This window comes from Actinomadura sp. 9N215 (assembly GCF_044326345.1).
Classification (GTDB): Bacteria; Actinomycetota; Actinomycetes; order Streptosporangiales; family Streptosporangiaceae; genus Spirillospora.
In genome coordinates this window covers 254,969-275,470 of sequence record NZ_JBIRBA010000010.1, presented here as the reverse complement: position 1 = coordinate 275,470, position 20,502 = coordinate 254,969, and the positions used below count along the sequence as shown (strand labels likewise).

The 20,502-nt window shown below is 70.6% G+C and carries 21 protein-coding genes and 1 riboswitch; of the genes, 7 read left to right on the top strand and 14 right to left on the bottom strand.

The window, feature by feature from the left end; all coding sequences use genetic code 11:
* Nucleotide 1: 1 nt before the first annotated feature.
* Entirely contained in the window at nt 2–373 is a 372-nt protein-coding gene (locus ACH34T_RS19355; protein ID WP_395993556.1) for an ArsR/SmtB family transcription factor, read from the bottom strand.
* Nucleotides 370–825 carry an SRPBCC domain-containing protein gene (locus tag ACH34T_RS19350; RefSeq protein WP_395993555.1) on the bottom strand — a complete coding sequence of 152 codons (456 nt, stop codon included), beginning with the start codon at nt 823–825 and terminating at the stop codon, nt 370–372. Before ACH34T_RS19350 ends, ACH34T_RS19355 begins: the two co-directional genes overlap by 4 nt.
* A 119-nt stretch (nt 826–944) precedes the next feature.
* Between ACH34T_RS19350 and ACH34T_RS19345 the strand changes: the two genes are divergently transcribed.
* Nucleotides 945–1,073, top strand: a complete 129-nt coding sequence (locus tag ACH34T_RS19345; protein ID WP_395993554.1) for a hypothetical protein — start codon at nt 945–947, stop codon at nt 1,071–1,073.
* 85 nt (nt 1,074–1,158) lie between these two features.
* Here ACH34T_RS19345 and ACH34T_RS19340 read toward each other — a convergent pair whose 3' ends face one another.
* The 7 genes from ACH34T_RS19340 to ACH34T_RS19310 form a co-directional block, all read right to left on the bottom strand.
* The gene (locus tag ACH34T_RS19340) at nt 1,159–1,743 is read right to left on the bottom strand and encodes a TetR family transcriptional regulator (RefSeq protein WP_395993553.1); all 585 of its coding nucleotides are present in this window, start codon (nt 1,741–1,743) and stop codon (nt 1,159–1,161) included.
* Nucleotides 1,744–1,773: 30 nt separating this feature from the next.
* A complete protein-coding gene (locus ACH34T_RS19335) occupies nt 1,774–4,122 on the bottom strand; it encodes an MMPL family transporter (protein ID WP_395993552.1) in 2,349 nt (782 codons plus the stop codon).
* Nucleotides 4,123–4,281: 159 nt separating this feature from the next.
* Nucleotides 4,282–4,770 (bottom strand): GNAT family N-acetyltransferase, encoded by a 489-nt coding sequence (locus tag ACH34T_RS19330; RefSeq protein ID WP_395993551.1) that lies wholly within the window; start codon nt 4,768–4,770, stop codon nt 4,282–4,284.
* A 144-nt stretch (nt 4,771–4,914) separates the two neighbouring features.
* On the bottom strand, nt 4,915–5,676 hold the full coding sequence (locus ACH34T_RS19325; protein WP_395993550.1) for a group II truncated hemoglobin: 762 nt from the start codon (nt 5,674–5,676) through the stop codon (nt 4,915–4,917).
* A gap of 100 nt (nt 5,677–5,776) precedes the next feature.
* On the bottom strand, nt 5,777–6,433 hold the full coding sequence (locus ACH34T_RS19320; RefSeq protein WP_395993549.1) for a copper resistance protein CopC: 657 nt from the start codon (nt 6,431–6,433) through the stop codon (nt 5,777–5,779).
* Complete coding sequence (locus tag ACH34T_RS19315) at nt 6,430–7,146, bottom strand: YcnI family protein (RefSeq protein ID WP_395993548.1); 717 nt, start codon at nt 7,144–7,146, stop codon at nt 6,430–6,432. The genes ACH34T_RS19320 and ACH34T_RS19315 overlap by 4 nt, the downstream gene beginning before the upstream one ends.
* Nucleotides 7,147–7,221: 75 nt before the next feature.
* Nucleotides 7,222–7,899, bottom strand: a complete 678-nt coding sequence (locus tag ACH34T_RS19310) for a hypothetical protein (RefSeq protein WP_395993547.1) — start codon at nt 7,897–7,899, stop codon at nt 7,222–7,224.
* A 105-nt stretch (nt 7,900–8,004) separates the two neighbouring features.
* A riboswitch (cobalamin riboswitch) is annotated at nt 8,005–8,231 on the top strand.
* A gap of 287 nt (nt 8,232–8,518) precedes the next feature.
* Here ACH34T_RS19310 and ACH34T_RS19305 point away from each other — a divergent pair.
* The 4 genes from ACH34T_RS19305 to ACH34T_RS19290 all read left to right on the top strand — a co-directional run bounded on the left by ACH34T_RS19305 (nt 8,519) and on the right by ACH34T_RS19290 (nt 13,415).
* Nucleotides 8,519–10,795, top strand: coding sequence for a ribonucleoside-diphosphate reductase subunit alpha (locus ACH34T_RS19305; RefSeq protein ID WP_395993546.1), 2,277 nt, complete (start codon nt 8,519–8,521; stop codon nt 10,793–10,795).
* A complete protein-coding gene (locus ACH34T_RS19300; RefSeq protein WP_395993545.1) occupies nt 10,792–11,817 on the top strand; it encodes a ribonucleotide-diphosphate reductase subunit beta in 1,026 nt (341 codons plus the stop codon). The genes ACH34T_RS19305 and ACH34T_RS19300 overlap by 4 nt, the downstream gene beginning before the upstream one ends.
* Nucleotides 11,818–11,974: 157 nt before the next feature.
* Entirely contained in the window at nt 11,975–13,168 is a 1,194-nt protein-coding gene (locus ACH34T_RS19295; protein ID WP_395993544.1) for an MFS transporter, read from the top strand.
* Nucleotides 13,169–13,262: 94 nt separating this feature from the next.
* A complete protein-coding gene (locus ACH34T_RS19290; RefSeq protein ID WP_395993543.1) occupies nt 13,263–13,415 on the top strand; it encodes a hypothetical protein in 153 nt (50 codons plus the stop codon).
* Between the two features lie 94 nt (nt 13,416–13,509).
* Here ACH34T_RS19290 and ACH34T_RS19285 read toward each other — a convergent pair whose 3' ends face one another.
* From ACH34T_RS19285 to ACH34T_RS19275, 3 genes are all read right to left on the bottom strand, one after another.
* The gene (locus tag ACH34T_RS19285) at nt 13,510–14,256 is read right to left on the bottom strand and encodes a hypothetical protein (protein WP_395993542.1); all 747 of its coding nucleotides are present in this window, start codon (nt 14,254–14,256) and stop codon (nt 13,510–13,512) included.
* Between the two features lie 309 nt (nt 14,257–14,565).
* Entirely contained in the window at nt 14,566–15,321 is a 756-nt protein-coding gene (locus ACH34T_RS19280; protein ID WP_395993541.1) for a class I SAM-dependent methyltransferase, read from the bottom strand.
* A 173-nt stretch (nt 15,322–15,494) separates the two neighbouring features.
* Complete coding sequence (locus ACH34T_RS19275) at nt 15,495–15,884, bottom strand: hypothetical protein (RefSeq protein WP_395993540.1); 390 nt, start codon at nt 15,882–15,884, stop codon at nt 15,495–15,497.
* A 176-nt stretch (nt 15,885–16,060) separates the two neighbouring features.
* Between ACH34T_RS19275 and ACH34T_RS19270 the strand changes: the two genes are divergently transcribed.
* A complete protein-coding gene (locus tag ACH34T_RS19270; protein WP_395993539.1) occupies nt 16,061–16,723 on the top strand; it encodes a pentapeptide repeat-containing protein in 663 nt (220 codons plus the stop codon).
* A 341-nt stretch (nt 16,724–17,064) separates the two neighbouring features.
* Here the strand turns inward: ACH34T_RS19270 and ACH34T_RS19265 are convergent, their stop codons facing one another.
* Nucleotides 17,065–17,454: a peptidase inhibitor family I36 protein gene (locus ACH34T_RS19265; protein WP_395993538.1), complete on the bottom strand. Its 390-nt coding sequence runs from the start codon at nt 17,452–17,454 to the stop codon at nt 17,065–17,067.
* A 148-nt stretch (nt 17,455–17,602) separates the two neighbouring features.
* Entirely contained in the window at nt 17,603–18,514 is a 912-nt protein-coding gene (locus tag ACH34T_RS19260; RefSeq protein ID WP_395993537.1) for a helix-turn-helix transcriptional regulator, read from the bottom strand.
* Between the two features lie 180 nt (nt 18,515–18,694).
* Between ACH34T_RS19260 and ACH34T_RS19255 the strand changes: the two genes are divergently transcribed.
* The gene (locus ACH34T_RS19255; protein WP_395993536.1) at nt 18,695–20,416 is read left to right on the top strand and encodes a hypothetical protein; all 1,722 of its coding nucleotides are present in this window, start codon (nt 18,695–18,697) and stop codon (nt 20,414–20,416) included.
* Nucleotides 20,417–20,502 lie beyond the last annotated feature (86 nt).

Genomic DNA, 20,502 nt, shown 5'->3' with positions numbered 1-20,502 from the left:
CTCATGCAGAGCCCTCGCGCTGGGGTTCGGGCTGAGGTTCAGCCTGAGCGTCGCGGTGGGCGGCCTCGGCGATCGCCTTGATCCGGCGTAGCCGGGCGTCCCAGCGGGAGGCGACGCCGGCCAGGGCGCGGGCGGCCTCGTCCAGCCGCTCGGGGTGGACGGTGTAGCGCACCTCCCGGCCGTCGCGCCGCGCCACGACCAGCCCGGCCCGCTGCAGGACGGCCAGGTGTTTCGCGACCGCCTGGCGCGTGAACGGCAGTTCCCCCGCGAGCGCGGTGGGCGTCGCCTCGCCCTTGGCGAGCAGCACGTCGAGGAGCCGGCGGCGGCTCGGCTCCGCGACCGCCGCCAGCAGTTCCTCGTCGTGGTCGGTCACTTGGCGGAGACCCCCGTCTCCGCGAACGTGGCCAGGTCGGCAAGGTGCTTGGACCAGCCGGCGTTGTGGTCGTCGATGTAGGCGGTCTTCCGCTCGTCGGTCCAGCCGGTCTCGTCCAGGCCGGTCTCCGTTACGCGGAGGAGGGTGCGGTCGCCGTCCGGGACGAGCTTGAACTCGACCAGGGTGGAGTTGCCCTCGCCGGGCCGGGCTCCGTCGGGACTGCCCCAGCGGTAGGCGAACCGGTGCGGCGGTTCGACGGCCGCCACGACGAGGGGCACCTGCTCCTGCTCGGCCGTCTCCTTGTCGACCCAGGTCAGCGTGCCCGTGCTGCCTGCCCGCAGGTCGATCTCCGCCTTGTCGCTGAACCACTGGGCGATCTGCTCGGGCTCCGTCACCGTCCGCCAGACGACGTCCACCGGGGCCTCGATCAGGATCTCATGCTCGATGCTCACGACCTGCCTCCTCAAGTGAATTTGCAACTTTAGGTTGCATATCGACCGTAACCCCACATCCAGACGATGCGCAACCCCAGGTTGCCTAATTCCAACTCCGACGCCGATGGGGTGAGGCGATGAGCGCCATGAAGAAGCTCCTGTTCCCCTTCGCCGCGTTCGCCGCGTGCGGGGATGTGGAGGCGGCGGCTGAGGCGCTCGACCTGCTCCTGAAGCACCGGATGTTCCCCTTCAGGCGATGGGCCTGATCTTGGGCGTCGGGATCCTCGTCCAGAAGCTGGTCTGCGCAATAGGGCCTGCTGGGGGTGGCGTGTGTTCGCTGTGAAGCTCGGTCTAGGGGGTGGGGTCGAGGGTGGCCAGGGCCTCGTCCAGGGTTTGGGGGAGGTTCAGGGACGGGTCTTCTGACCAGCGGAGCATCAGGTCGAGCATGATGCCGAAGGCGGCGCCGGTGATGGTGCGGATGGCGACGTCGTCCGGGGGGCGGGCGGCGCGTTCGGCGAGGATGGCGGTGGCCGTGCGCATCGTCTCGACGTAGTTGCCGAAGGCCGCGCCGCGGAGGGCGGGGACGGACAGGATCAGCATGGTCCGTTCGCGGGCCTCGGCGATGTCGTCCGGTGAGGCGGCGTCGAGGACGGCGCGCATGGCGGCGCGCAGGGCCTGGATCGGGGTCAGGTCGGGCGGCTGGGCGCGGAGCTCCGCGAAGAAGACGGGGTCGGCCTCGTCGGTGATGACGAGGTCCTCCTTGGTCGGGAAGTAGCGGAAGACGGTGGTGTGCGCGACCTCCGCCGCCTGCGCGACCTGCTCGACGGTCGTCGACTCGTAGCCGCGTTCGCGGAAGAGGCGGAGCGCCTCCGTCTGGATCGCGGCGCGGGTCCTGGCCTTCTTCAGTTCGCGGAGGCCCTGTTTCGGCGCCGCCATTCCCCAGCCCCTTCGTCCGCCCGGCTCTCGCTAGGTCGCCGTTGAGGAGCCTACTGGCACGTCGCGCGGCGCGGTCATGCGCGTGCCCTCGACGTCCAGGTGGGGCAGGACGCGGTCGAGGCGGGCGGGCAGCCACCATCCGGCGCGGCCCAGCAGCGCCATCACGGCGGGGACGATCGTCATCCGCACGATGAACGCGTCGAGGAACACGGCGGCGGCCAGCGCGAAGCCGAACGACTGCACCATCGGGGTCTCGGAGAGGACGAACCCGGCGAACACGCTGATCATGATGATGGCGGCCGCCGTGACGACGCGGGCGCCGTGCGCGACGCCGGTGACCGCCGCGTCGACGGGGGTGGCGCCGCGGACGTGCTCCTCGCGCATCCGGGTGACGAGGAAGACCTGGTAGTCCATGGCGAGGCCGAACACCATGCCGATCAGCATCACGGGCAGCAGGTTGACGATGATGCCGGACGCGTGGACGCCGAGCGGACCGTTCAGCCACCCCCACTGGAACACCGCCACGACCGCGCCGAACGTGGCGGCGACGCTCAGCAGGAATCCCGCGGTCGCCTTCAGCGGGACGAGGAGCGAACGGAACACGACGGTGAGCAGGACGAACGCCAGCCCGACCACGACCGCCAGGTAGGGGAGGAGCGCGCCGGCGAGCTTGTCGGACGTGTCGATGTCGATCGCGGTCTGGCCGGTGACGGCGACGGAGACGTCGTCGTGCGAGCGGAATCGGTCGCGGATGTCCTGTATGAGGTTCTCGGTCGCCTTGGAGGTCGGCGCGCTGGTGGGGATCACGCCGACCAGGGCGGTGTCACCGGACGGGTTGAGGGCGGGCGGCTCGACCGCGGCAACGCCGTCCATGGATGTCACGGTTCGGGCGACGCGTTCAGCGGCCGTTCTCGTGTTGTGCGGTGTTTGGACGACCAGGGTCAGCGGCCCGTTGATGCCGGGGCCGAAGCCGTCCGCGAGCAGGTCGTAGGCCTGGCGCTGCGTCGTCCCGGACGGGGCCGTGCCGTCGTCGGGCAACCCGAGGCGCAGGTCGAGCGCGGGCGCCGCGGCGAGGAGGAGTCCGGCGACGGCCGTGATCAGAACGGGGACGGGGTGCGCGGTGACGAACCGACCCCAGCGCCGTCCGGCCGTAGCACGGCCGCCGGACGGGCCGCGCTTGCTGGACGGGCCGCGCTCGCTGGGCAGGGCGCGGAGGCCGGGCAAGGTGCGGAGGCCCGAGAGGGTACGGCGGCCGGACAAAGCGCGGTAGCCGGGCAGGGCGCGGCGGTCGGGCAGGGCGCGGCGGTCGGGCAGGGCGCGGCGGTCGGGCAGGGCGCGGCGGTCGGGCAGGGCGCGGCGGTCGGGCAGGGGGTGGTGGGTGGGCGCGGCGTGGGGGCCTGCGAAACCGAGGAGGGCGGGGAGGAGGGTCAGGGCGATGAGGACGGCGACTGCGACGGCGAACGCGGCGGCCAGGCCGAGCTGGGTCAGGACGGGGATGTCCACGACGGCGAGTCCGGCGAGGGCGATGATGACGGTCAGCCCGGCGAAGACGACGGCGGATCCGGCTGTGCCCGTCGCGTGTGCGGCGGCGTCGGCGGGGGCGCGTCCGTCCAGGACCTCCTGGCGGTAGCGGGCGATGATGAACAGCGCGTAGTCGATCGCGACGGCGAGGCCGAGCATCAGCGCGAGCGCCATGGTGTCGGCGCTGAGCTCGATGAACGCGGTCGTGGCGCTGATCGCCGACAGGCCGATGACGATGCCGATGATCGCCGTCAGGAGAGGCAGCCCGGCGGCTGTGAGCGAGCCGAGCGTGACGAACAGGACGATCGCGGCGGCGGCGACGCCGAGCAGCTCACCGGCGCCCTCTTCGGGGGAGGCGACGGCGTTGCCGCTCAGCTCCACGCGCAGGCCAGGAGCGGGAGCGGCCGTTGCCTTGCGGAGCGCGTGGCGGTCCGCGTCGGTGAGGTCGTACTCGGGGACGCGGTAGGCGACCTCGGCGAGGGCGATCCGGCCGTCGTCCGAGACGGTGCCCCGGGCGTAGGGGGAGGCGACGTCGGCGACTTTCGGCGTGGCCTTGATCCGGGCCACGGCCCGCTCGACGGAGGCGCGGTTCGCGGGCTCGGTCAGCGTGCGTCCGGCGCCGCCCGCGAAGACGACCTTGGCCGTCGCGCCGTCGGTGGCGGCCTGCGGGAACTTGTCCTTGAGCAGGTCGTTCGCCCGCTGCGACTCGGTGCCCGGGACCGTGAACGTGTCGGGCCCCGGTTCGGAAAGCGCGGCCGCCCCCGACACGGTGACCACGAGCAGCCCGGCCCACACCAGGACGATCATCCGGCGTCGCCGGAAGCAGAACCGGCCGACCCGGCTCAGGAACACGGCCATGGCGCACCTCCTTATTCGCTACTGAAATAGGAAGTGTTAGTGAACTAGCGCTTTCTGTCAACCCGTCCCGCGCCGCCGAACGCGGACGTGCCGCCCTTCCATGGCAGAAGGACGGCACGTCGCGGACGGTGAACGAGCGCTGCGGCTACGCGCGGACGGCTACGCGCGGACGGCTGTGCCGAACGTCGCTGTGCGCGCGTCGCCGTCGAGGTGGCTCAGCCCGGCGTTCTCCAAGACGCGGACGGACGCGGGGTTCGACAGCTCCACCTTCGCGACCACCGACTCGACGCCCGGCGCGGTCAGCGCGAACGCCACGAGGGCGCGCGTGGCCTCGGTGGCGTAGCCGCGCCCTCGCCGGGACGCGACGACGCCGTACCCGAACTCGACGACGCCCCCGGCGGGCGGCCAGAACAGGCCGATGGCGCCGACGACCAGGCCGGTCGCCTTCTCGACGAGCTGGCGCTGGCCGAACTCGCCCAGCGCGGTGCCGTCGCTCTCCGCGATGAAGCCCGCGATGACGCGGTCGCCTTCGGAGGGGAAGTCGTCCGCCCAGTGGGTCCGCCGCTCGCCGCCGAGGACGGCGGTCACCTCGGCCACGGTCCACGGCCGGAGGACGAGACGGCCGGTGGTCAAATCTGACACTGACATGAACGCTCCTGGTCGTACTGGACGACCGGGCCGCGCTCAGCTCCGCGCGGCCCGGACGAGGACATGGTGATGACGAGGCATGGCGCAGGCCATATTCATCAACCTCCGTCGTCGCAGAAGCGGCATCTCCGCTGAAATCGCAGCCTACGGGATGTAGGGCGGGGCCACGCCCCAGCCCCAGTGCGGCATCGGGGCCTCCAGCGGCGGCTTCGCGTCCGGCTGCGAATTGGCGAGGGCGATGCGCGTGCCCCACTCGATGTAGGCCGTGAACGCGGCGCGGAACTCGGGATCGTCCGGGAGGCCGACCTCGTCGGCGGCGTCCATGAGGAGGGACACCCAGCGGCGCCGCTGCGCCTCGGTGATCGCCTTGCCGAGATGCTGCCGGACCATGTGGTGGTAGCCGCCGCGCTCCCGGCTGTACCGGTCCGGGCCGCGGAAGACCTCGCCCAACCAGATCGCGACCCATTTCGGGTGGTCCGGGGCCATGTGCTCGAACAGGGGGCGGAGGAGGTCGTCCTTCATGACGTTCGTGTAGAACACCTCGGTGAGCCGCTCCAGCGCCTCGCCGCCGCCCGCCCAGTCGTACATCGTCGGGACGGACCCGCCCGCGCCGCGCACGGCGGTCCGCTCGTAGTGCCGCATCTCCTCGATCTGCTGGACGTACGGTTTGATCTCGGCGAAGAAGGCCGGGAAGTGCTCACCGCCGCGGAATTCCTGGATGTGGTCGTTCGCGGACGTCCAGACGATGCGCAGGATGTAGGACGCGGGCTCCTCGACGCACCGGGACAGTTCGTATTCCACGCATTGCGGCGCCGCGGCCAGGGACGCGGACGCGCGCGCGTAGGCCGCCTCGAACTCGTCCGTCTCGGACGGGTCGATGCGGTAGCGGATGTACTCGACGATCATTGAGCCCCCCAGAAGGCAACCGGTCGGGTAATCACTGTAATCCTGTAATCACCCGACCGGAAGCGCAACGATCGGCCACTTGCCCGCGGTAACCCGGCGTTCAGCTCCCGGGTGCGGACGAGCGGCGGAACCAGGCGACGGCACCGGCCGCCCCGGCCACGACCAGCGCGATCAGCCCGATCCACAGCCAGCCCGACGAGCCGCCGTCCGAATCCTCGGAGGACGCGACGTTCGACGGCGAAGCCGCAGGGGCGGCAGGCTGCGACCCCTCCGGGCTAGGTGAACCTGCCGGACCGGGCGAACCCGCAGTGCCGGACGAGCCCTCAACCGTGAACTTGTAGCTGCCCGACACCGGATGTCCGTCCGCCGACACGACGCGCCAGCCCACCGTGTACTTGCCGTTCGGCAACGCGCCGCTGACCGGCTGGGTGACCTTGTTGTCGACCGCCCGGGCCGTCCCCGCCTGGTGCTGCTTACCGGACGCGTCCGTCAGGAGCACGCGCGGCAGCCTTATCGTCTCCGAGTAGGTCAGGACGATCTGCGACGGCGACGCGATCGACGAGTCCTTCTTCGGGTCAGCCCCTGTCAGCGCGGTGTGCGCGGACGCCGGAGGAGCGGACACCGCCAGCACCGTCCCGACGGCCAAGACCCCCGCGCCCACACGCCGCGCGACCACCCGCCCAGCGGCGGCACGTCCAGCGGTGGTGCGTCCAGCATTGGCGCGTTCGGTGGTGGTGCGTGCGGGTGTGTGGGTCATGACCGGCTCCGGGCGTTGCGGGTCAGGCCGTAGCCGCCGACCGCGAGGCCGAGGACGCCGACGGCGATGCCGATGCCGCCGAGCAGCCGTGCGGTGCCGTCATCGGAAGACGCCGTGGCCTTGGGCTTCACGTTCGCGGTCAGCCCGGCCGTCGTGGCCGTGTCGCCGCCGCCCTTCGGGACGAGTTTGAGGACCGGCGCCGGATGCTCGGGTTCGGCCGCGCCCTCGGCGGGCTGCTGGTCCCACTTGACGACCTCGCCGTTCGAGTACGTCTGGTCGGCCTTGAACATCATCTGGTTCGTGTTCGTCGGCAGCGTCCCCATGGAGACGTCGAACTCCTGGAAGTTCCCGGGGTCGATCTTGCCGCCGGACCAGGTGATCCGGGTGACGGCCTCGGTCACCTCGCCGCCGTGGGTCTTGATCGGGGTGGCGAGCTTGGACTTCTCGGCCTTCACCGTCCACCCGGGGACGGGACGGACCGAAACCGACGACAGCGGGTGATCGGCCGGAAGGTGCACCACGAGCTTGGTCGTGGACGCGTTGTCGCGCTCGTTCGGCACCCGGAACGCCACCTTGGTGTACGAGCCCTGCTCGGCGGTCTTCGGGTTGACGGTGACGTGCGCGGACGCGGCCGTGGCCAGCCCGAGGACGGACGCCCCGGTCAAGGCCGCGACGGCGCCCAGTCTGCGGGTTGCATGGGAAAGAGAAGGCATGGCGAAATTCCGTTCGAGTGTATGAGGAATTCCGGATGCGCCGAAATTAGGCGTCCGGTGACGTACGGCGCTCGCTCAGCAGTGCGGGAGCGGGTGCGCGAGCGCCCTCGAACGTGACGGGGGACCCCGCCGGACGACCTGGTGCCGCAGCGTCCGGCCGACGGCCATGACGGCGGCCGTCGCCGGTGCCGCGGGGGTGCGCGGCGGAGCCGCGGCGGGTTCGACGGCGAGGAGCGCGAGCAGCAGCCGGATCGGCCGGTCCGCCGCGCCGGCGATCCGCCGGGCCAGCGACCACGCGGCCCGCTCCCCGCGCCGCAGCCACCAGGCCGCGATGAGCGCGGCGACGGTGTGCGCCAGCGTCATCGTCGTGCCGCCCGTGGCGTGCGCGACGGGCATCAGGATGTCCGAGCCCGCCATCGCGGTGGTCTGGTGCATTCCCGCCTGGTGCGCGGTGGCCAGCTCGTGCGAGGCCGCCGCGGGCTGCAGGATCGGCTCGGTGGCGCCGGTGAACAGCGCGTGCAGCGCGAACTGGCCGCCGAGGAGGCCGCCGAGGATCGTCGCCAGCGAGCGTTCGTGTCCCGCGAGCATGAGCGTCACGCCCAGCACGGCGCAGAACCCCGTCAGGACCGCCCACAGGGGGACGACCGTCCCCGAGGCGAGGACGTGCCCGGCGGTCGCCAGCGTGACGCACACGGTGGCGAACACCACCGCGCGCGCGGTTCGGAAGCCCGGTTGCGGGGGACGCGGGGACATGGCGCCACCATCGTCCCACCACCCGCGCCGTCCGGATAGTCGCCCCCGGAATCTTGCCGACACGCCCAACATCTTGGGGTGATGCAAAGATCGTCAACTACATGTAGGGTTCAATCCCGTGCTGGTTCGCCCCCGCCGCTGGTCGGCGGGGGCGTCGTAAGAGGGAACCCGGTGTGAATCCGGGACTGCCCCGCAGCGGTGAGCGGGAACGACCGCCGTCATCACGCACTGGGCCGGAATCCACCGGCCCGGGAAGCGACGGCCAGTAGGACGCTTCTTCCAGGAAGCGGAGCCCGCGAGTCCGAAGACCTGCCCGCATGAGGAGATCAGGCGACGCGCAGCGGAGCTCTCGCGGAGCGAGCATCGCCTGACCGACTTCTTCGGGGGTCTGGGGGTCGTCCCCCAGGCCCACACGTCCAGGCCTCGCGGGTGGGTCGGGGGCGGAGCGCCGCGTGCCCGTGGTCGGGCCGCCGGCGTCCCGTTCGCATGCCGTCCGCGGGGCGGCTGCGAGGGGAGAGAGCACGTGACACAGGACCTGGCCGTACGGGCGGAACCGTCCGAAACGGCGTCCGCGGAGATCGCTGGGGTCGTTGCGGAGGTTGAGGCGGCTTGTTGCGGGGTGCCGGACGTTGAGGCGGGACGGGTGCTGGCCGCCGTCCGCACGGGTTCCGGTGGCGGCGTGGGCGGGCTGACAGCGGCGGCGCTGCGCGACCTGGCGATCGGCGAGGCGAGCGCGCTGGTGCCCGCCGAACCCGGATATTCCAAGGTCGCGGCGCGGCTGCTCGGTGTGCGGATCCGGGAGGAGGCGGCGTCGGCGGGGGTCCGGACGTTCGCCGACTCGGTCGCCGCCGCGCATCGGGAGGGCCTTCTGGCGGACGCTCCGGCCGCATTCGTCGCCGAGCACGCGTCCGCGCTCAACGCTCTCGTCGACGAGTCTGCGGACGACCGTTTCGAGTACTTCGGGCTCCGGACGCTCTATGACCGCTATCTGCTCAGGCATCCGCGGTCACGGCTCGTCCTCGAACGTCCGCAGCATTTCCTCCTGCGCGTCGCGTGCGGGCTGTCCGACGGCGTGGACGAGGCCGCCGAGCTGTACGGGCTGCTCAGCACGCTGTCGTATCTGCCCAGCTCACCGACGTTGTTCAATTCCGCGGCCCGCCGCCCGCAGCTCTCGTCCTGCTTCCTGCTCGACTCGCCGCGCGACGAACTGGAGTCGATCTACGAGCGGTACGGGCAGGTGGCGCGGCTCAGCAAGTACGCGGGCGGCATCGGGATCTCGTGGACGAAGGTGCGGTCGCGGGGCTCGCTGATCCGCGGCACCAACGGGCACTCCAACGGGATCGTGCCTTGGCTGCGCACGCTCGACTCGTCCGTCGCGGCCGTCAACCAGGGCGGACGCCGGAAGGGCGCGGCCTGCGTGTACCTGGAGCCGTGGCACGCGGACGTCGAAGAGTTCCTGGAGCTGCGCGACAACACGGGCGAGGACGCGCGCCGCACCCACAACCTGAACCTGGCCAACTGGATCCCGGACGAGTTCATGCGCCGCGTCGAACAGGACAAGACGTGGTCGCTGTTCGACCCGAAGGAGGTCCCCGAACTGGCCGACCTGTGGGGCGACGCGTTCGACGAGGCGTACCGGGCGGCGGAGCGGGCGGGACGGTTCGTCCGGCAGGTCCCGGCCCGCAAGCTGTACGGGCGGATGATGCGGACGCTCGCCGAGACGGGCAACGGCTGGATGACGTTCAAGGACGCCGCCAACCGCGCCTGCAACCAGACCGCTGACCCAGGTCAGACCGTCCACCTGTCGAACCTGTGCACGGAGATTCTGGAGGTGACGAGCGACGGCGAAGCGGCCGTGTGCAACCTCGGATCGGTGAACCTCGCCGCGCACGTCGAGCCGTCCGGGATGGACTGGGAGCGGCTGCGCGCCACCGTCCGCACGGCCGTCCGTTTCCTTGACCGGACGATCGACCGCGGTTTCTACCCGACGCCCGAGGCGGAGGCGGCGAACAGCAAATGGCGGCCGGTCGGCCTGGGCGTGATGGGCCTCGCGGACGTCTTCTTCACGCTCCGCCTGCCGTTCGACTCCGCCGAGGCGCGGGCACTGTCGACGCGCATCTCGGAGGAGATCGCGCTGGCGGCCTACGAGGCGTCAGCCGATCTGGCCGCCGTCCACGGCCCGCTGCCCGCCTACGACCGGACGCGCACCGCCCGCGGCCAGCTCCACCTCGACCATTTCCCGGACGCCGCGCCGACCCGCCGCGTCGAATGGGAGCGGGTCCGGGCGCGCGTCGCCGAGGTCGGGCTCCGCAACTCGCTGCTGATCGCGATCGCGCCGACCGCGACGATCGCGTCCATCGCGGGGTGCTACGAGTGCATCGAGCCGCAGGTGTCCAACCTGTTCAAGCGGGAGACGCTGTCCGGCGAGTTCCTGCAGATCAACGGCTACCTGGTGGACGACCTGAAGGCGCTCGGGCGGTGGACTCCGGCCGTCCGGGAGGCGATCAAGAAGGCGAACGGGTCCGTCCAGGGCCTCGCCGACCTGCCGGACGAGCTGCTGGCCCTCTACCGGACGGCCTGGGAACTGCCGCAGAAGGCGCTGATCGACCTCGCCGCCGCCCGGACCCCGTACATCGACCAGTCCCACTCGCTGAACCTGTTCATGGAGACGCCGACCATCGGCAAGCTCTCCTCGATGTACGCCTACGCGTGGCGAAGCGGCCTCAAGACCACGTACTACCTGCGCTCCCGCCCAGCCACCCGAATCACCCAAACCACGATCACCGACACAACGCCCGCACAGGCCCCGGTCGCGGGGACGACGGTTGCGGAGGCCACGGTCGCGGCGGCTGTGTGTTCGCTGGAGAATCCTGAGACCTGCGAGGCGTGCCAGTGAGCGCGGCGGTGGAAGGGGCGCGGGCCCTGCTGCTCGACCCGGGCATGGACCTGACGCTGCGGCCCATGCGCTATCCCGACTTCTACGAGCGCTACCGCGCCGCGATCCGCAACACCTGGACGGTCGAGGAGGTCGATCTCGCGTCCGATCTCGTGGACCTCGCGCGCCTGACGCCCGCCGAAGTGCACCTGGTCAACCGGCTCGTCGCGTTCTTCGCCACCGGCGACTCGATCGTGGCGAACAACCTGGTGCTCAACCTGTACAAGCACGTCAACGCCCCGGAGGCGCGGCTGTACCTGTCGCGGCAGCTTTATGAGGAGGCCGTGCACGTCCAGTTCTATCTGACGCTCCTGGACACCTACCTGCCCGATCAGGACGAGCGCGCCAAGGCGTTCGCGGCGATCGAGCACATCCCGTCCATCCGGTCCAAGGCGGAGTTCTGCTTCCGCTGGATCGACTCGCTCAGTTCCCTGGACGAACTCCGCACCGCCGAAGACCGTCGCGCGTTCCTGCTGAACCTGATCTGTTTCGCGGCGTGCATCGAGGGGCTGTTCTTCTACGGCGCCTTCGCCTACGTGTACTGGCTGCGTTCGCGCGGGCTGCTGAACGGCCTGGCCTCCGGGACCAACTGGGTGTTCCGGGACGAGTCGATGCACATGGAGTTCGCGTTCTCCGTGGTGGACACCGTCCGGGCCGAGGAGCCGGAACTGTTCGACGCCGACCTGACGGAGCAGGTCACGCGGATGCTGGAGGAGGCCGTCGAGGCGGAGCTCGCCTTCGCGCGGGACCTGTGCGGGGACGGCCTGCCCGGGATGAGCGCCGACGACATGCGCGCCTACCTGGAGTACGTCGCGGACCAGCGTCTCGTCCGCCTCGGCCTCCCGTCCCGCTACGGGACGCCGAACCCGTTCGCGTTCATGGAGTTGCAGGACGTCCAGGAGCTGTCGAACTTCTTCGAGCGGCGCGTGTCGGCGTACCAGATCGGCGTGGAGGGGAGCGTCTCGCTGGACGAAGCGTTCTGACCTCGCGGCCTCGCGGCCCGGCTCTGGGTGATCGTCCGGAGCCGGGCCGTTGCCGTTGCGCGTCTCGCTGATGCCGGTACTCTCTCTATGGAATAAATCTTAACGTTCATCTACTTAACGTTGAGCAGAAGTTCCTTGAGCTGGGAGATGACCCTCGATGAACCGCGTCGAACCACCCGAAGCCGAAGCGGTGGCCGCCGCCGAGCACGTGTCCGTCAAGCGGTGGCTGGCCGTGGTGGCCGTCGCGGTTGGGACCTTCCTCGTCGTGACGGCCGAGCAACTGCCCGTCGGACTGCTGACGTCCATCGGCGATGACCTCGGGGTGTCCGAGGGGACCGCCGGGCTGATGGTCATGGTGCCGGGGCTGGTCGCGTCCGCGGGCGCGCTGCTGGTCCCGGTCGCGATCGGACGCCTCGACCGCCGCACCGTCCTGCTCGGCCTGATCAGCCTGATGGTGCTGGCGAACCTCCTGTCCTTCCTGGCGCCGAACTTCCCGGTGCTCCTGGCCTCCCGCTTCCTGGTCGGGATCAGCATCGGCGGGTTCTGGGCGCTGGCGGCGGGGATCGCGGTGCGGCTCGTCCCGTCCGGCCAGGTCCCGCGCGCCACGTCGATCGCCTTCGGCGGGGCGACCGCCGCGAACGTGCTCGGCGTCCCCGCCGGGACGCTGATCGGCGGCCTCACCGACTGGCGGATCGCGTTCCTCACCCTCTCCGGCCTCGGGCTGCTGGCCGTCGCCGCGCTGTTCGTCCTCCTGCCGGGCATTCCCGCGACCGGTTCCATCCGGCTCGGCGCGCTGCTGGCGCTGTTCGGCAACCCGTTCGTTCGCGGTGCCGCCATCGCCACGTTTCTGCTGGTCAGCGGGCACGTCGCGACCTACACGTTCGTCAGCCCGATCCTCCAGGACATCTCGGGCGTCGACGAGAACCTCGTCGGCCCGCTGCTGCTCGTGTTCGGCGCCGCCGGGATCGCCGGGACGTTCGTTGCCGGAGCCGCCGCCGGACGCGACGTCCGCGTCACGGTCGCCGCCGTCAGCGTGCTGCTCACCGCCGTCCTGGCGCTGTTCCCGCTGCTCGGCGCCACCACGGTCAGCGCGGTCGTCCTCCTGGTCCTGTGGGGGCTGGCGTTCGGGGGCGTGCCCGTCACCGTCCAGATGTGGATTCTGAAGGCCGCGCCCGAGCACGCGGAAGCGGCCACGGCTCTCAACACCGTCGTGTTCAACCTCGCCATCGCGCTCGGGGCCCTGTTCGGCGGCTTCGTCATCAACGGCGCGTCCGCCACGGCCGTCCTGGGGTTCGGCGCGGCTTTGACCGTTCTGACCTTCCTGGCCCTCTGGACTACCCGGCGGGCCTGAGAGGGAGCATCATGTTCGCACCTCTGGACGGGTTCCGAACTATCCAGAGTGGGCAGACGTTGAACTGTCGAAGCTAGGCCGAGGAGGAAGAACATTGGCTTCCATCATCGACCGGATCAAGAAATTTCTCCGGAGCCCGCAGGGCCAGAAGGCGCGGGCCAAGGCGGAACGGGTCGCCCGCGACCCGCGCACCCAGGCCAAGGCACGCCGCCTGCTGGCCAAGGTCCGCGGCGGCTCTCGCCACTGACCACCCCACATCAGGCCCGTCCCGCAAAGGGGCGGGCCTGCGACTTGGCACCTTGCGCCGCGCCGCCTCCGGACGGCTCTTCAGGCGCGGCTCTTCAGGCGCGGCTCTTCAGGACGCGGCCCAAGATCGCCCAGGTCGCGACGGCGGCCAGCAGGACGAGGGCGCCGCCGACGAGCCACGGCCTCCGATTCGGGGAAGTGTGCGCGGAGAGGACCACGATCTCGCTCTTGCCCGACAGGGCGGTGATGTCGCGGGTCACGAGCATGTGATCGCCGGAGCCGAACACGTCGTTGTTCTTGCGGAATCCGTCCAGGCCACCGGTGTGAGGCTCGCCCTTGGAGTCGACGATCGCATTGGTGCCGTCCGCCTTGAGCGCGAGATACAGCGAGATCAGCTCCAGTTTCCCGTTGTCGCGCTTCACCAGAATCTTGCGTTCGTAGACTTTTCCGTTCGTCCCGGCGAAAGCCTGGGCGGCGTCCAGGCCAGGGCCCGGTGATGCCTTGGCGCCGCCTTGCCGCCACGGCAGGGCGCAACTGGACTTGCCACAGGGCCGCGGCGCCATCAGCGTTCCAATGAGGACCTGCGGTGACCCCAGGCTGGCGAAATTGGCCATCCGATCCGGGGAGTTGGCGCTCTGGAATTCGTCGCCGACGACCTCGGTCGAACGCACGTACTCTCCGAAAATCTCACTTGTGGTGGGCGGCGACTCCAAACCGCACGCGGCCACCGGCAGCGCGAGCGAGCCCACGACGGCCACACGCACCGCCGAGGCCCGCGCGACCTTGCTGAACGCGCCCGTGAGCCGCTTGCCGTCCGCTGCCCCGTCATCCGAGCCGATCATGACTTCGCCACCTCTCCCTTGCCCGGCGTCCACCCTCCGCGCACGGACGATGCCGCACCGCAGCGTGTGCCTTCGCGTCCGCGACCGGACCCGAACATTGGGATATCCGCCCTGCTCATGACCAACTTCCGCGAATTATGGAACGGTCGAATGGTCGTGGACGAGGGAGAATGCGCCTGGAGCACGAATAAAATCGCGGACAGTATCCCAGCCGATTAACGTCGATTCAATGGGCCTTACCAGGTGATCGACTTCGAGATTCGCCAGGAGCGCGGGCCCGTCCGCCGAGGCGTGCACCCGACGCCGCATTCAGAAGCGGCGCGCCTTGACCGCCAACACGGCCGGTACCGGCGCGCCACCCTCGGCGAAGCCTTCCAGCGTCAGCCCCGCGTTCAGGAAGGCGCCGAGCAGGTCCGGCAATGGCCAGTGCGAGGAGCCGACGCGGTTGCGCACGCCCTGGGTGGTCCATGACGCCTTGGTCCAGTGGCCGTCCAAATAGCCTGGTTCGATCACGACCGCCGCCAGGTCGGTGCGGTCGGCGAAGCCCCCGCAGAAGCACGGATGGACGCCGACATGCACAAAGACGCCGTCGGGCCGCAGCACCCTCGTCGCCTCGCGCAGCACCGCCGGGTATTCGGGCATGTCGGTGTGGACCATCACCGAGATCACCGCTGGCACCGTCCCGGAGGCGATCGGCAGGCGCTCGGCGGCGCCCTGCACGATGGGCAGCCGCCCTTTGGCATAGCCGAGCATGCCCGCCGACAGGTCGACCCCAACCGGACTCCAGCCCAGCGAGCGCACAAGCTCGGCGTGCACGCCGGTGCCGCAGCCGATCTCCAGGCAGGTGCCCGACCCCTCGCCCAGCAGCGCACGCAGGCAGCGATCGATCCCGATCGGATCGCCGACCCGGCTGGACGTCAAGAACTCGTTCTCGTACCAGTCCGCAATCGCGTCGTATGGCGCTTCCACAATCCGATCCTGCGCCGCGAAACCCCGCCCGCCCAGAATTTCAGCGCCAAGCGAAGGCGCTTCGCGGCAGGGGCCGCGGAGGAAGTGAGGGATCACGCGGAAGATGAACCGCGGCAGCGGCTACACGCAGCGCGCCGTGCTGTACGTCGGCGAGGCGTCCATAGCACGCCCTGCTGAATCCCCCGAACGACCGACCGAGCATGAGAACAGCCCCTGACCTTGAGGAGTGCGAACGGCCAAGGGCTGTTCTCGTCATCGGTCAGGTGACGTCACCGGGTCTGCACCGAGACCGAGATGACCTGCTGGGAGGCGCAGAGCGTGCGGGAGACGGAGCCCACCGGCACCCACGGCCCCTCGCAGGCGATCAGGCCGACGGCGGGGTTGAAGTGCTGCTGCACCATGACCACGCGGTGCTCTCCGGTACCGCCGGTGCATCGGCTCTCCGCGAAGTTGCCGCCGTTGACGGTGGTGCAGTCCGTCGGGGTGGCCGAGGCGCTGGACGCGGTGCCCACCAGCGCCGCCGTCATGGTGGCCAGGACGGTGAGCATGACCAGCGCCCACCGGCGGCCCGTCCGCCGAGCGTCACCCGGCTCGGACGGTGGGGCTGGCACCGGGCGGCGGTCGTATCCGCTGACCGGAGACGCGTGCGTGTCCATCATGGATTCCTCCCCTTCGCGAAGCAGTGGTTGTGTCGACCGCACCGCGTCACCTGACCGCGAGCGACCACCCGGGATTCGCGTCGGGGCGGATGCCGGATGACCGATCGATGAGGTTTCTGACCGGCTTGGGCGTCCTGGCCGGCGCGTGGGGTGACCGCGACTTGTAGGGTCGCGTCGTGCCTGCCCGCGTTGTGCCGACCAGGGAGCCGAAGGCTCCCCGGATTCCCCGGAGCCTCTCCCCGGCGACCGATCATGAACTCGTCCATGACGGGCGATACGTGTCGCTGGCCTACGGGACGGCGACGATCACGGGGTCCGAGGTCGAGGACGTCGAGTTCGAGCGCTGCCGGTTCGAGCGCACGCGTTTCGCCGCCGTCACGCTTCACCGGGCCGGTCTGTCCGACGTGGATCTCCAGGGCTGCGATCTGGCGAATCTTCGGCTGTTCAATTCGCGGATCTTCAACGCGTCCGTGGCCGACTGCCGGATGACCGGGCTTCAGCTTCCGGAGGGCGGCGTCCGGGACGTGGTCTTCGACGGATGCCGCGCCGATCTGGTGAGCTTCCGGTTCGCCCGGATGCGGGACGTGGTCTTCCGCGACTGCAACCTCTCCGAGTCCAGCTTCCAGGAGGCCGAGTTGCACAACGTTCGCTTTGAGGGCTGCAAGCTCGTCGCGACCCAGTTCAGCAATGTCGCCATGAAGAATGTGCGGTTCGCCGGGTGCGATTTCAATGGCGTCCGGGGGATCACGAGCTTCGACGGCGCGACGGTCGCCGGTGCCGACGCCATGAGCCTTCTCGGCGCCCTGACGTCGGCCCTGGGAATCAGGATCGAGGACTGACCCGTCCTGTCGGCCGTTTCCGGTACGTCTCCGGCTTGCGTCTGGTGCGGTGGCGGCCAGCGGTACTCGACGCCGGGCATGAGATGCGTTCTCGGCGTCGCCATTCCAGGTCTCGGCGGCCAGCGCCGAGCTACTGTCCACGGTCTGGGCGCGGGTCGGCGCGCCGTCCATCGTCGTCACCGGGGGAGTCGGGATGACCCACCTCATGTACGGGTTTCAGTATCAGTGATTCTCCCGAGGGTCGTGGGTGACGGAGCGGTGGCCCGGCCCGCAGGTCACGGGCCGCCGCTCCGTCAGCGTCAGCACCACGTTCGCGTGCGGCGCGATTCAGGACGGGTTCGTCAGGCGCCGACCGCGCTTAATGCGTCGATGCGACTGATGGCGCTGTCGGGAGCGATAAATCGATTAGCGCCGGTGCAGGGGAAGTACTGCCATAGCCGCTGACCGGTACTCGTGTTGTTGTAAGCCGAGCGATAGGTGTGGAACGAGCTGAATTGGCAGCGGCCAGGACCGGTCACCCGGAATGACGTCATTAACCCGGTGAAACTCTCCCCGGCCCACACGCACAGACGCGCCGACGGGCAGTCGCCGATGCCCTTGGCCGCTGCGGGTGCGGCCGACTTGCCCACGGAATCCGCGTGCGCTGACGGGACGGCTCCCACGGGTGCCAGCGCTGCGAGGAAGAGGGCGGCAGGTACCGCGGTTCTCGCCGCCAGTCTTCGCGTTGTCATGTTCGAGCTCCCTTCATGTTGGGCGTGCGGCAACGATCACCCGGCCGTGCCGACGTCGTCTTGAAGGAATGTCAACCGCGGTCACCCGTGGCCGTTTACGGCCACCTTGCCGAGTCCTGCCAAACCGGGGGACTTGGCGCCTGCCCGGTCACTCGATTGGGTCTTTAATGCGGCTGCGGCCGGTCGCCAGGTCGGCGGGAGTGGCGTCGGTCAGGGCGCGGAACTCGCGAGTGAAGTGGGCCTGGTCGCTGTAGCCGCATTCTCGTGCCAGATCCGTCAGGGCCGGCTGGACGGGCTGTTGAAGTAGCCGCAGGGCCCGCTGGAATCTGATCACCCGCGCGGCCGTTTTGGGCGCCAGGCCGATCTGCTCGCGGAACCGGGTCACCAGATGCTGGCGGCTCCAGCCGATCTCCGCCGCCAGCTGCTCGATCCGGACGCGTCCCGCCGACCGGTGCAGCCGCCGCCACGCCCACGCCACCTGGGGCGCCGGGCTGCGTCCCACCGTCGCCTGTACCGTGAGCAGGCCTTCCAGCAGCGCGAACCGCCGCTCCCAGCCCGTGGCCTCGGCCAGTCGCTCGGCCAGCCGACGGGCGTCATCGCCGAGCAGGTCGGTCAGGTCGGTCAGGCCGCCGGTCAGTTCGTGGAGCGAAACTCCCAGCAGCGTGTAGGCCCCGTGCGGGGTCAATTCCACCATCATGGTCCGGCCGCCGTCGCGCCGGCAGTGGAGGGCCGCGGCTTCCGCGCGCAGCCCGAACACCGCCGCCGTCAGCGAACTCCGTTCCCTGCGATCCATGAACTGCGACGGGGCATCGAGACTGATGAACAGCACGATCCGCAACGAGGGCATACTCCGCAGCCGTATGGGCCCCTGCGCGAAAGTCCGATAGCCGCTATAACGGAGGACCTGCCCGGCCAATCGCGTATCGGGAACGGCAGTGGCGGATTCCCAGATTCCACCCGCGGGCACATCGACCGCGGCGAACCCATGTGTGATGTTGCCGTCCCAGCCACCGGCCACACCCTCGCAGCGGCCACTCGCATAGACCATCTCGCCCGCCATTACCGGCCCCCCGGTTCGTCAAATCCATCGCTCTTTCCGCCCCGAGCAGCATTGCAGCGATGTCTGCTTTGGACGTCAGCCCGAAGGAGGCTCGGCCGATACGCCCCACGACGTACGACCGCGCCGAGCTCAACCGGGCTGTTACCGATCGGTGCGCACAATGCGGGTGGGAGGTGCCCGGTGCGAACGGTGGACCGCGAGCACTACGCCGGCCTTCTGCGGCTCGCGTACCTGGTGCTGGACGACGGCGACGCCCCGCTCACGCGCGCCCGCCGAGCCGCCGCCCGCGCGGTCCGGGCCCGGGGTCGGGGTCGGGGTCGGGACGGCGGTTATCCGGCCATGCGGGCGCGGCTCGTCGCGATCCTGCTCACCGACCCGCCCGCCGGACGGCCGGGCCCGCACCGCCTTTTCGTCGAGCCCGCGCGGACCGCGCCGGGGCCCGTCCGGGCGGCTCTGCTCGAACTGTCGCCGCATGAGCGGCTCGCCTACCTGCTGCGTTGCGACGGCCTCACCGCGCCGGAGGTCGCCGCGGAGCTGAGCGTCCACCTCCAGGCCGACTTCCGCGACGTGGACCGGGCCACCGCCGCCGTCGACGACAAGACCGGGCTGGACGAGGCCGCACAGCGCGCCGAGATCGAGGCGTTCGAGCCCGATCTCGTCCGGCTCCGTCCGCCGCCCGGCGTGCCGCGCGGCCGGCGGGGCGCGGCGGCGGTGGTGATCGCGGCGGTGCTGCTGGCGGTCGCCGGGTTCGTCCTCATGCCGCGGGGCGAAGGGTCCGGCGAGCCCGCCGCGATCGACCCGAACGCGTGGCAGACGACCGGGACACCGTCCATCCACGAGCAGCCTGCGCAGGGCGGGCTGCGGCACAACACCAGGTTGTTGCGGCGGGCCGCCGACGCCTGGCGGGCCGACCGCCACCATCCGCCGCAGGGCCGCGTGGTCGTCCTGTACGCCGGGACGGTCGACGGCGCGTCCCTCGTCGTTCTGCGCGACTCCCCAGGCCTGCGGGACTCGCCAGGCGTGGCGCAGTACTTCGAACGGCGCCTGTCGCGCGGCGTGGAGTCGGTGCGGAGGCTCGGGACGGGCGCGGGGCAGCTCATCATGCTCGGCATGACGTGGCGCTACCTCGTCCCGCCATGGCTGAGCGAGGTGCGCGTGGCGGTGCCGTCCGGACGGACTCCGCGCTGGGCACCGGTGGCGATCCGGGACGGGCTGACCGATCCACTGCCGTGGAACTGGTTCGAGCGGCGATGCCAGAACTACGTCGTGTTCCAGATGACGTCCCGGCCGGCCGTCGGCGGCTGGCCGCGGACGGTCACGCAGCTCGCCTCGCAGGACCCGCGGTCCGCGGCGCCGCGGGTGTGGTTCCGCGACCCGCCCGAGCGGGACGAGCGGTTCCGCTGGGCGGCGTTGCAGGCCGTGGCCTGCGCGGGCGCGGCGACGCTGAGCGAGTCGGGCGACCTGCGGCTGGGCCGCCTGTGGACCGGCGACCTGCCCGACGGCGGCGGCCACGCGACCCTGCTCACGGTGGACGCGTCCTCGCCATGGGGCGCCCCTGGCGGCTCGATGCTGATCTCCGACACAGGACGGGCGCTGTCCGGACGGGGCGGGACGAACAGCGACTTCACCTCGTCCGCCGGGACGATGGCCGCCGCCGTGTGGTGGCGATCGTCCCGGCGCTGGCACCTGCTGGCGGCGGCGGCCCCGGGCGTCGCGCGCCTGAAGACGGTCGGCGACCTCGGCTCCCACGAGCAGACCCCAGACCGTCCGGGCGGAACGTCCTTGCTGGTAGTGCCGGGCCCAAGCGCGAGCGACACACCCCCGGAACCGGCCGACCTCCCGATCGTCCAGGTAGTCGCCTACGAACCGGACGGCGACCGCACCCTGATCACCCCCTCCTAACCAAACCAACCCCCACCCGTCCGCCGCGCCTGCCTTGGGGCAGAGCGTGTTGCGGGTTGGACGTAGTTGCGAGTGATTTGCAATAG

Coding starts and splice junctions, on each gene's coding strand:
- ACH34T_RS19275 (WP_395993540.1), bottom strand. CDS start 15,884: ATGATGGACACGCACGCGTCTCCGGTCAGCGGATACGACCGCCGCCCG.
- ACH34T_RS19285 (WP_395993542.1), bottom strand. CDS start 14,256: ATGATCGGCTCGGATGACGGGGCAGCGGACGGCAAGCGGCTCACGGGC.
- ACH34T_RS19265 (WP_395993538.1), bottom strand. CDS start 17,454: ATGACAACGCGAAGACTGGCGGCGAGAACCGCGGTACCTGCCGCCCTC.
- ACH34T_RS19325 (WP_395993550.1), bottom strand. CDS start 5,676: ATGATCGTCGAGTACATCCGCTACCGCATCGACCCGTCCGAGACGGAC.
- ACH34T_RS19340 (WP_395993553.1), bottom strand. CDS start 1,743: ATGGCGGCGCCGAAACAGGGCCTCCGCGAACTGAAGAAGGCCAGGACC.
- ACH34T_RS19310 (WP_395993547.1), bottom strand. CDS start 7,899: ATGTCCCCGCGTCCCCCGCAACCGGGCTTCCGAACCGCGCGCGCGGTG.
- ACH34T_RS19315 (WP_395993548.1), bottom strand. CDS start 7,146: ATGCCTTCTCTTTCCCATGCAACCCGCAGACTGGGCGCCGTCGCGGCC.
- ACH34T_RS19330 (WP_395993551.1), bottom strand. CDS start 4,770: ATGTCAGTGTCAGATTTGACCACCGGCCGTCTCGTCCTCCGGCCGTGG.
- ACH34T_RS19295 (WP_395993544.1), top strand. CDS start 11,975: ATGAACCGCGTCGAACCACCCGAAGCCGAAGCGGTGGCCGCCGCCGAG.
- ACH34T_RS19345 (WP_395993554.1), top strand. CDS start 945: ATGAGCGCCATGAAGAAGCTCCTGTTCCCCTTCGCCGCGTTCGCCGCG.
- ACH34T_RS19335 (WP_395993552.1), bottom strand. CDS start 4,122: ATGGCCGTGTTCCTGAGCCGGGTCGGCCGGTTCTGCTTCCGGCGACGC.
- ACH34T_RS19260 (WP_395993537.1), bottom strand. CDS start 18,514: ATGGCGGGCGAGATGGTCTATGCGAGTGGCCGCTGCGAGGGTGTGGCC.
- ACH34T_RS19320 (WP_395993549.1), bottom strand. CDS start 6,433: ATGACCCACACACCCGCACGCACCACCACCGAACGCGCCAATGCTGGA.